This is a genomic window from Bacillus sp. LB7 (assembly GCF_030449715.1).
Taxonomy (GTDB): domain Bacteria; phylum Bacillota; class Bacilli; order Bacillales; family Bacillaceae; genus Bacillus; species Bacillus paralicheniformis.
In genome coordinates, this window is the sequence record NZ_JASGCA010000021.1 from 50,895 (window position 1) to 59,228 (window position 8,334).

The 8,334-nt window shown below is 43.1% G+C and carries 12 protein-coding genes and 1 pseudogene; 6 read left to right on the forward strand and 7 right to left on the reverse strand.

Annotated features, from left to right (window positions below):
• Positions 1–63: 63 nt before the first annotated feature.
• The 4 genes from QMZ64_RS19990 to QMZ64_RS20005 form a co-directional block, all read right to left on the reverse strand.
• Positions 64–849, reverse strand: a complete 786-nt coding sequence (locus tag QMZ64_RS19990) for a GH12 family glycosyl hydrolase domain-containing protein (protein WP_265625815.1) — start codon at positions 847–849, stop codon at positions 64–66.
• Between the two features lie 174 nt (positions 850–1,023).
• A complete protein-coding gene (locus QMZ64_RS19995; protein WP_265625814.1) occupies positions 1,024–2,313 on the reverse strand; it encodes a hemolysin family protein in 1,290 nt (429 codons plus the stop codon).
• A 50-nt stretch (positions 2,314–2,363) separates the two neighbouring features.
• On the reverse strand, positions 2,364–3,038 hold the full coding sequence (locus QMZ64_RS20000) for a zinc metallopeptidase (protein ID WP_023856125.1): 675 nt from the start codon (positions 3,036–3,038) through the stop codon (positions 2,364–2,366).
• A gap of 98 nt (positions 3,039–3,136) precedes the next feature.
• Positions 3,137–3,361, reverse strand: a complete 225-nt coding sequence (locus QMZ64_RS20005) for a YuzI family membrane protein (RefSeq protein ID WP_165425793.1) — start codon at positions 3,359–3,361, stop codon at positions 3,137–3,139.
• Positions 3,362–3,543: 182 nt separating this feature from the next.
• Here QMZ64_RS20005 and QMZ64_RS20010 point away from each other — a divergent pair, with 182 nt between their 5' ends.
• Together QMZ64_RS20010 and QMZ64_RS20015 are read left to right on the forward strand one after the other, a co-directional pair.
• Positions 3,544–3,798, forward strand: coding sequence for a protein mistic (locus QMZ64_RS20010; RefSeq protein WP_301441529.1), 255 nt, complete (start codon positions 3,544–3,546; stop codon positions 3,796–3,798).
• Positions 3,795–4,778 carry a potassium channel family protein gene (locus QMZ64_RS20015; protein WP_265625813.1) on the forward strand — a complete coding sequence of 328 codons (984 nt, stop codon included), beginning with the start codon at positions 3,795–3,797 and terminating at the stop codon, positions 4,776–4,778. Before QMZ64_RS20010 ends, QMZ64_RS20015 begins: the two co-directional genes overlap by 4 nt.
• Here the strand turns inward: QMZ64_RS20015 and QMZ64_RS20020 are convergent.
• Positions 4,775–5,179: a YugN-like family protein gene (locus QMZ64_RS20020; RefSeq protein ID WP_020452758.1), complete on the reverse strand. Its 405-nt coding sequence runs from the start codon at positions 5,177–5,179 to the stop codon at positions 4,775–4,777. The two genes, QMZ64_RS20015 and QMZ64_RS20020, sit on opposite strands and share 4 nt — an antisense overlap.
• Positions 5,180–5,216: 37 nt before the next feature.
• A complete protein-coding gene (locus QMZ64_RS20025; RefSeq protein ID WP_265625812.1) occupies positions 5,217–5,786 on the reverse strand; it encodes a DUF421 domain-containing protein in 570 nt (189 codons plus the stop codon).
• A 118-nt stretch (positions 5,787–5,904) separates the two neighbouring features.
• Here QMZ64_RS20025 and QMZ64_RS20030 point away from each other — a divergent pair, with 118 nt between their 5' ends.
• Entirely contained in the window at positions 5,905–6,381 is a 477-nt protein-coding gene (locus QMZ64_RS20030; RefSeq protein WP_265625811.1) for a TspO/MBR family protein, read from the forward strand.
• 140 nt (positions 6,382–6,521) lie between these two features.
• Positions 6,522–6,983: a GNAT family N-acetyltransferase gene (locus tag QMZ64_RS20035; RefSeq protein ID WP_265625810.1), complete on the forward strand. Its 462-nt coding sequence runs from the start codon at positions 6,522–6,524 to the stop codon at positions 6,981–6,983.
• Between the two features lie 21 nt (positions 6,984–7,004).
• Here QMZ64_RS20035 and QMZ64_RS20040 read toward each other — a convergent pair.
• Positions 7,005–7,097, reverse strand: a pseudogene (locus tag QMZ64_RS20040) (hypothetical protein); the annotation flags it as partial.
• Between the two features lie 215 nt (positions 7,098–7,312).
• Between QMZ64_RS20040 and QMZ64_RS20045 the strand changes: the two are divergent.
• Complete coding sequence (locus tag QMZ64_RS20045; RefSeq protein ID WP_301441530.1) at positions 7,313–7,924, forward strand: hypothetical protein; 612 nt, start codon at positions 7,313–7,315, stop codon at positions 7,922–7,924.
• A gap of 93 nt (positions 7,925–8,017) precedes the next feature.
• A partial coding sequence (locus tag QMZ64_RS20050; RefSeq protein WP_301441531.1) for a YolD-like family protein occupies positions 8,018–8,334 on the forward strand: 317 nt, incomplete at its 3' end.

The window sequence follows — 8,334 nt, forward strand, 5'->3', positions numbered from 1 at the left end:
AGTTATGAGGTGTTTTAGACGAAGAAAAAACCGCCCTTTTTGTAAAAGAGCGGTGTAAATCCATCAACGGACCGTTACGTCCCAATTGGAAATATTAATTTGTCCTGTGCCTCCGAAAACTTCCGTACCAAATTCCACACTGCTGACATACTTTGTTTTGGAAAGCCAATGTTTGGAGTCGGCAAGATAATTCGTGAAATCCCGAATATTCAGGTTCGCACGCTGGGTGTTTGCCGCTCTGACAAATGAAAACACGTTCCACCCTTTGCCGCTTCCAGCATCAATATAGCCTTTATATACTTTCCAATTGTGCCCGCCAATCGAAACAGTTTCGACATAAGAACCGGCAGGTCCGGCATTTGTGTTATTGAGCCAGATCATAATCTCATCGGTTGGAGTCGAATCCCAGCTCGCCTTGTTTGTATTGTGGAGCCAAATGTCATATGCGGCATTGTAGGTGCCGTTTGCGCTGATCGAATAGCTGACTTTCGTGTTGATGTTTTTTTGATCTGACAATCGGGTCGGGAAGCCGCTGCCCGCAGTATAGCCTTCAGTCCAATGCCAGCCGCTGACGATCGATGGATAAGCTTTTACCGTGCTGGTATTGCTCGGCCAATTCCATACCCAGCCCATATCTGAATCATTGTTATGATAAATGGTCTGCCACCAGCCGCTGACCTGGTCGGCTCCCCATACATTGTTGAATATGTAGTATTTTTTGTTTTTAAAATACAATTTATCCGACGGGTTTGATGACGAAGCAGCAAGCGCCGAGAGCGGACCCGCCAGCAGCATGATGCATACGGCTCCCCATAGCAGAATCGATTTTAGAAAACGGTTGTTTTTCACGTATTGAAAACCTCCTCCTATTTATACATCATATTATAAAAAAGAACGAAACGGAGTACATTCGTAAAAAGTCATGAATTTCCATAGATCTATCCTCTTATCTTTGAATAAATATTGAAATAAAGAACGGCCATCGAACTAAAAAACAACCGCGGTCCGCCCGCAGCTGTCTTTTTAAAAATCCGTTTTTTTCACTTCGATGAAACGGATATGATGATCTTCAGCATCAAGAATTTTAAATTCGCATCCCTCAGTTTTGAAGATGTCCCCGTTTTTCAGCTCCATCTTTTGCGTCAAAAGCCAGCCGGCAATCGTATCGACTTCTTCGTTTTCAATCGCGATATGAAGGAGGTCATTCACTTCGTCGATTAATGCCTTTCCGTCCATAATATAATGGTGTTCGCCTTTTTTTATAATGTGCGGCATTTCGTCCTGATCAAACTCATCCCTGATTTCCCCGACGATTTCCTCCAATATGTCTTCAACCGTAACCAGCCCTGCCGTTCCGCCGTACTCATCAACAAGAATGGCCATATGGATCCGTTCCTTCTGCATGCGAATCAAGAGCTCCTGGATCGGTATGTTCTCAATCACCCTGATGACAGGTCTCATTAAGTCAGTTAAAGGAATCGTCTGGTCGAGAAAATACGATTTAAACAAGTCCTTGCTGTTGACAATTCCGATAATATGGTCTTTATCGTCCTTAATGACCGGATATCTCGTATAGCGTTCATTAATGACGGTTTCAATCGCTTCTTTTATCGATTGATCAGCCAATAGGGTAGCGATTTCCGTTCTCGGCACCATGATTTCCCGGGCCAGCCTGTTGTCAAATTCAAAAATTTTGTTGACGTATTTATACTCAGTCTGATTGATTTCTCCTTTTTTATAGCTTTCAGACAACATAAGCCGCAGCTCTTCCTCACTGATTGCCACTTCATGCTCTTTAACCGAATGGAACCCGAACAGCTTCGTTAACAGCCGGGCCGAACCATTCAGCAGTTTGATAAACGGAAACATGATTTTATAAAACAAAATGAGCGGTTTCGCCGTCCATAAGCTGACGGCTTCAGCTTTTTGAATCGCAATCGTTTTTGGCGCAAGCTCGCCGACCACAACGTGTAAAAATGTAATGATGATAAATGCGGTAACAACCGAAGCCACTCTTAAAACGGATTCAGGCAGGCCAAATAATTCAAAAAGTGGGTGGATGATCCGTTCGAATGTCGATTCTCCGAGCCAGCCGAGCCCTAATGCGGTGATGGTAATGCCGAGCTGGCAGGCAGACAAATATTCATCAAGATTTGTCACCACTCTTTTGGCCGCAATTGCCCGCTTATCACCACTTTCAACAAGCTGATCAATTTTTGTGCCGCGGATTTTGACGATCGCAAATTCGGCGACAACGAAAAAAGCCGTAGCTGCAATTAAAAGTATGACGAGTATGAGATTCAGGATATTCAAAAAAAGCCCTTACCAAATATGGTAAGGGGCCACCTCCTTAAGACGAATGGTTAATCATTACGACCGGACAGGAAAATTGCGACGAAGCGCAGCAGCTCAAACAGCGATACAAGCGCTGCTGCAACATATGTCAGAGCAGCGGCATCCAGCACCTTGCTGACGCCTCTTTCTTCCGTGTTGCGGATCATTCCTTCTGAAACGATGATCCTTTTTGCCCGTGAGCTTGCGTTAAATTCAACAGGCAGTGTCACAAGCTGGAAGAATACGGCCGCCGAAAACAAAATGATGCCGAGTCCGATCAGATTCAGGCTTCCGAGCAGCATTCCGCCGATAAACAAAAATGGCGCCACTCCCGAAGAAAAGTTCACGATCGGAAACATCTTATGCCTCAAAACAAGTGCGCCGTATGATTCCTGATGCTGGAGGGCATGTCCGCATTCATGGGAAGCAACGGAAACCGCTGCAATTGAACGGCCGTAATATACGGGTTCGGACAGGCGCACAACGCGTGCTGTCGGGTCATAATGGTCTGTCAAGGTTCCTCTTACCGGTTCAACCGGGATATCGTAAAGGCCGTTTTGGTCGAGAATCTGTCTGGCCACTTCGGCTCCAGTTCTCCCGCTTGACGCCTCTACTTTTGAATATTTTTCAAAGTTGCTCTTCACTTTAAATTGTGCCCAAATCGATAAACCTAATGCAGCAAATGTTAACAAGTAAAAAATCATGCTCATGCAATCATCTTCCCTCTTGTGATAAGTCGTTTAAAATTTTAATTGTAAATATATTTTATCCCGAGGGATTTCCTTTTGTACAGAAAAGTGCACTACCTTTTTCTTCGCGGTAAACAAACCCCGATAAAGATCAGCACCATTCCTGACATCATGATGTAGAAAGGCGGCCTTGTGGACAACTCCTTGAAAAACTCCCTCCAGAATACTTCATCAGAGGAATGATAAACGGCGTTTAAATCAAAAATGAATTGAATGGATGCCGCCGCCATCAGCTGGACTCCGACCAGTATGAAAAAGAGCCTCATTAAACAGGACATTCCGCTCCCATCCCTCATCCGTTTATAAAAAGTGTATGGAAGGACGGGAACCGATATGACGCCGCAGTAAAAATCTTCAGCTCTACCGGTTATTGTCGGTTAACGAAGGTTTATTTTTACCTGAAAAATTTTTGTAAAATAGGGATATACTGAATAAAAAGGAGAACTCGGGTGGTGACACGGTGAAAGTAACGGATCAGGAAAAAGAACAGTTAAGCACGGCGATTGATAAAATGAATGAAGGGCTTGATGCGTTCATTCTTCTCTATAACGAATCGGAAAAAGACGAGCAGCTGATCGAATTTGAAGAAGAAACGGCAGAAATGATCAAACAAGCCATCGAACAGCACGGGAAAGTAAGCACCAATCAAAAATTAAATGCAATCATCAAAGAGATTTTATCATTTTCCCTGCGGAAAGACGGTGAAGAAGCATGAAATCAAACCGTGTATTTATCGCATGGCTGAGGTGGCCGATATATGTTCGCATCGCAATCATTATCTTTTTATTGATCATCCTTTTCGGTCAGCTGATCACCTTCGTCGAGCCGCAGCAGTTTTCAAACGTTTTTGAAGGCGTATGGTGGGCGCTGATCACCGTCTCCACAGTCGGATACGGCGATTTTGTCCCTAAAACCGCGCTCGGCAAAACCGTCGGCATGCTCCTTATTTTAATGGGGGCAGCGTTTGTCACAGCCTATTTTGCAACGATGGCGACGGCCGCTTTCAGCAAGCAGCAGCGCTACGCCGAAGGCAAGGTCAACTACAGAGGCAAGGGACATATGATCCTGATCGGCTGGAACGAGAAATCCAACAAGCTGATGAGGACGCTCCAGGCCGCCGATTCAAACAAAACGATCGTGCTCATTGATGAAACACTAAAGGAAGGCCCCCTGATGGAAAACATTCATTTCATCAGAGGACCCGCTGCGGATGATGCCACACTGCAAAAAGCCAATATTGAAGAAGCTGAAATCGTCTTTATTACCGCCGATCAGCATAAAAGCGAAATATCTGCAGATATGCAGTCGGTCTTAACATTGCTGGCTGTTAAAGGCTTGAACCCGTCGGTGTATTGCGTTGTAGAAATCTTGACGGAAAAGCAGAAAAAAAATGCCGAGCGCGCCGGAGCGAACCAAATCATCAGTACGGCGGACCTTTTAAAAACAGCGATGCTGCAGCATTTTCTCATTAAAAATCAGCTTCCTGATCCGCTATTTAAGGAAGCCGATATTCATTTCAAAGTCCATCGGGTTCCGCTTCCGAAGACGATGGAAGGTGCGTCTTTTCAAGAAGTGATTCACCATTTCATGAAGGAAGACATTTTCGTCATCGGTATTCACCAAAAAGACGGGCCTGTGCTGTCTCCTTCATTTTCGTACAAGCTTCAGCCGACAGACCAGCTGCTGTCACTTTAGGAAAGAAGCGCCTTTTCGAGTTCTTTTACATACGATTGGCCAAGCTTTTCATAGACGCCGGGAATATCGGCGTCTTTTTCTTTTGGTTCAGCAAACTGGTCAAAAGATGCGCGAAAATTCCCCTGAACGACGTAGTCGTCCAGCGCTTCCTGATAGACGTGGCGAAGCAAAAACGGTGTACCGAGCTTGACCGTCGCATTTTGCGAATCAAGCTGTCCGTCCTCCGCTTCAAACGGAATCCGCAAAAATAAGTATCCTTCCTCATCATCAATTTTATAGTCAAAAAAGCCGCGGTCATATTCCCAGCCGCCGCTGATTACATAACCGAGAGGCTTGAGCGTCTGTTCGAGATGATAAAGAGAAAACGACCGGTTTTCCAGTTCAGAAGGTAAGCTTATCATAAAAAAACTCCTTTTTTCGTTTTTATACTTCAGGGCCCTAGCGCAATTGTTTATCAGGTTCGTGCAGGTGCCCTTCATTGATTTCCTTAAACAGATTGTCCTCCGGCTGCTGCTGATTGTTGTCCATCATCTGGAGAATTTTTTTATAATCTCCTACAGTTAAAGGCTTGGCGTCATCCTTTAACTCGTAGCCGATCATACCGTTTGATTCCAGCGTTGCATATTTCACATCGGATAATTTTGAAATCCCCTGTGTCCGGAGCCTCATTTCCAGCTGGTCGACGGTAATGCGGTGCTTTTTTAAGTTCTGCTCCTGAAGCTCACCGTTTTCGATCAATACAACGGCTTTCCCCACAATCAGGCTTTCAAAAAAATCAAACTTCATGTTAAAATACTCGATCAACAGAAGGACGATGATAAAGATCGATGCAGCTGCCACCGTTTTAAAAATGCTGTCTTCAATGATCGGCTGAACGATGATCGTTCCGATGGAAATCATGACGACGGTGGTGGCTATCGTCATCTGCGAAATTGATTTTCTTCCCGAAATTCTCAGCAGAACAATAGCCGTTAAGATGAGAAACAATGTTTCTAATACAAATGCCATAATGTCACTCCAAACCGTTTTATTTTTTTAGTATGGATCAGAAGCTTGTGCGGTATGAGTATATTTGAACGAATTGGGAAAGACAAAGGTATGAGCTTATGACGGGGAGGAACTTCGATTGAAAAGAAAAAAATTAGTAACGGCTGTGATCGTATTTATTGCTACATATGCACTGTTTTCACTCGCGGGCGTTTTATTCCCTGTAGACCGGGAATGGTATGAGTCATTGAACAAACCGGATTGGACACCGTCAGGCCGTTTGATCGGAACCATCTGGAGCGTGCTGTTCGCCTTCATTTCATTAGCGGCGGCGCTCGTGTATGTCACATACGATCTGAGAAAAAACGCGGCGCCATTTTGGATCATGCTGATCATTAACTATTTGTTTAACCAGGCATTCAGCTATTTTCAATTCACGGAAAAAAACGTACTTGCTGCCGCGGCCGACTCCTTTTTCGTAGCTATGACCGCCCTTGCGCTCGCCTTGATCACACTTCGAATTCATAAAAGAGCAGCACTTCTCTTAGTCCCTTATGTGTTGTGGAGTTTTTTTGCGACTTATCTCGCGTTTACGATTTACGGGATGAATCATTAGGTTAAAGAGCCCCGCCGGCTATGGCCGTGTTAAAATAAGGTGAACTGCTACCTTACAAGGGGGATCGGAATGGAATGAAACACTGCTTTCTGCAAACAAAACGCATCGGCTTTTCTTTATAGGCTAAAGAGAATTTGAATTTGGCAAAGACATTGTGGGGAAATCGAGATGTGGCCAAATATCTGACAGCAAACGGAATTATGACCGATAGCGAAATAAGAAACCGTTTGCTGCTGGAAATCGAACAATATAAAACACACGGTGTGCAATACTTCCCGATATTTAAAACAAGAAACAATGAATTCATCGGATGCTGCGGACTTCGTCCCTATCACCCGGAAAATGATGTGTACGAGCTTGGTTTTCATCTCGTCCGTTCGGCTTGGGGTAAAGGTTATGCATCTGAAGCGGCTGAGGCCATGATTGAATACGCATTTAACAAAATCCGGGCAAAAAAGCTGTTTGCGGGACATCACCCTGAAAATACAGCTTCACGAAAACGATTAGAAAAATTAGGATTCATCTACACACATGACGAATTTTATCCGTCTACCGGACTTCAACATCCGTCATACGAATTAAAACAGCCTCCGGGACAATAAGTCCGGAGGCTGTTTTTTCGTTTATTGATCCAAACGTTTCTCAAGCTCTGCTTTTTTCTCTTCGAAGCCAGGCTTGCCGAGGAGAGCGAACATATTGACTTTGTATTTTTCAATTTAAACAGGGTGAAACAGAGGTAAAACACGCGGAGATTATGGGAAACATGCTTTTTAGAATTAACTCGGTTTATGTGGTCATGTGGTCATTTTTGTGGTCATTAAAAAGCATCAAGAGCATTGTTGAAGCCAAGTGTTAGAAGGCTTAATAGAAATTCCCCCTCATTTGTTTTAAAATGTAAATGTTCGTTTTAAAACCAGAGGGGGATTTTTTTATGAAGAACTTTATTTTTTTATTATCCATTTTTCTTTTATTCTTCACTTTATCCGCGTGCAGCAGTGAAAATGCGTCTTCTGAAGAAAAAGAGACAAAGAACGCTGAGAGTGAAGACAGTAACATCCAAACAAATAACGTTGAGAGTAGCCAAAAAGCATTTAACTTCAGCCTTGAAGAGTTTGCACAGGCATACAATGAAAAAGCTGAGGAAATTGAAAACGATGAAGAAATGAACTCTCCTATTCTCAATCGAATTATTTTTGATGATATTGGGGATTTTGAATATGACGAAAATAAAAATATCTATACAAGAGTGCTAATAAGTGAAAGTGATGACTCCGGTGGCAGTTTTACTTTGAATGCATGGTATGATAACGAACAAAATTTCAACGGTTTAAATTTATCCACTTTTGGCTCAGATAATATGGCATCCGATATGGGTCTCTTTAATACACTCGTAGTTTTTCAAATTTTAGGAATTGATATTGGACATTTAAATGAACTTTTAAAAAGCGATCAAGATATGCTGGATATAGAAGATGGGGATTACTCTGTACATTTAGCCAAACTTCCAGATACAGCAGTAATAATAAAAATCGAACCGAAATAAGCCCTTCTCTTAAAGAAGTTTTTTAATGGCTAATTTTTCTTGTTGATAACAGAACAAACGTTCCCTTGTAATCATTTCAAGGAGATGAACACCATGAAAGATGACAACTTGAAAGATCGGGGATCAATCAAATGGACGGCCATGATGCTGCCCGAGCATGTCGGCCTGCTCCGCGAATTAGAAAGCAATCAGAACAAAGTGAAAAGGCCGGTTCTTGACATGTCTCAGATCGAGGATATGGAAATGGCCATAAGTGAAGCAATGGAGTTTAATAATCCAGTTCAGTTTTCTGTATTTAAGCCGCTGCCAATGCTTAACGGACCGGAAACCGGAGAGATCGTTCAAATAGAGGGCCATATCCATTACATAAACCAGTTGAAGAAAACTTTCCATGTCTTGGATTCTAAAGG

Bases quoted from the DNA above. Each gene is read 5' to 3' on its own strand.
- QMZ64_RS20005 (WP_165425793.1), bottom strand. From the start codon at position 3,361: ATGTCCTGTTTAATGAGGCTCTTTTTCATACTGGTCGGAGTCCAGCTG.
- QMZ64_RS20025 (WP_265625812.1), bottom strand. From the start codon at position 5,786: ATGGCATTTGTATTAGAAACATTGTTTCTCATCTTAACGGCTATTGTT.
- QMZ64_RS20015 (WP_265625813.1), top strand. From the start codon at position 3,795: ATGAAATCAAACCGTGTATTTATCGCATGGCTGAGGTGGCCGATATAT.
- QMZ64_RS20045 (WP_301441530.1), top strand. From the start codon at position 7,313: ATGAAGAACTTTATTTTTTTATTATCCATTTTTCTTTTATTCTTCACT.
- QMZ64_RS20000 (WP_023856125.1), bottom strand. From the start codon at position 3,038: ATGATTTTTTACTTGTTAACATTTGCTGCATTAGGTTTATCGATTTGG.
- QMZ64_RS20020 (WP_020452758.1), bottom strand. From the start codon at position 5,179: ATGATAAGCTTACCTTCTGAACTGGAAAACCGGTCGTTTTCTCTTTAT.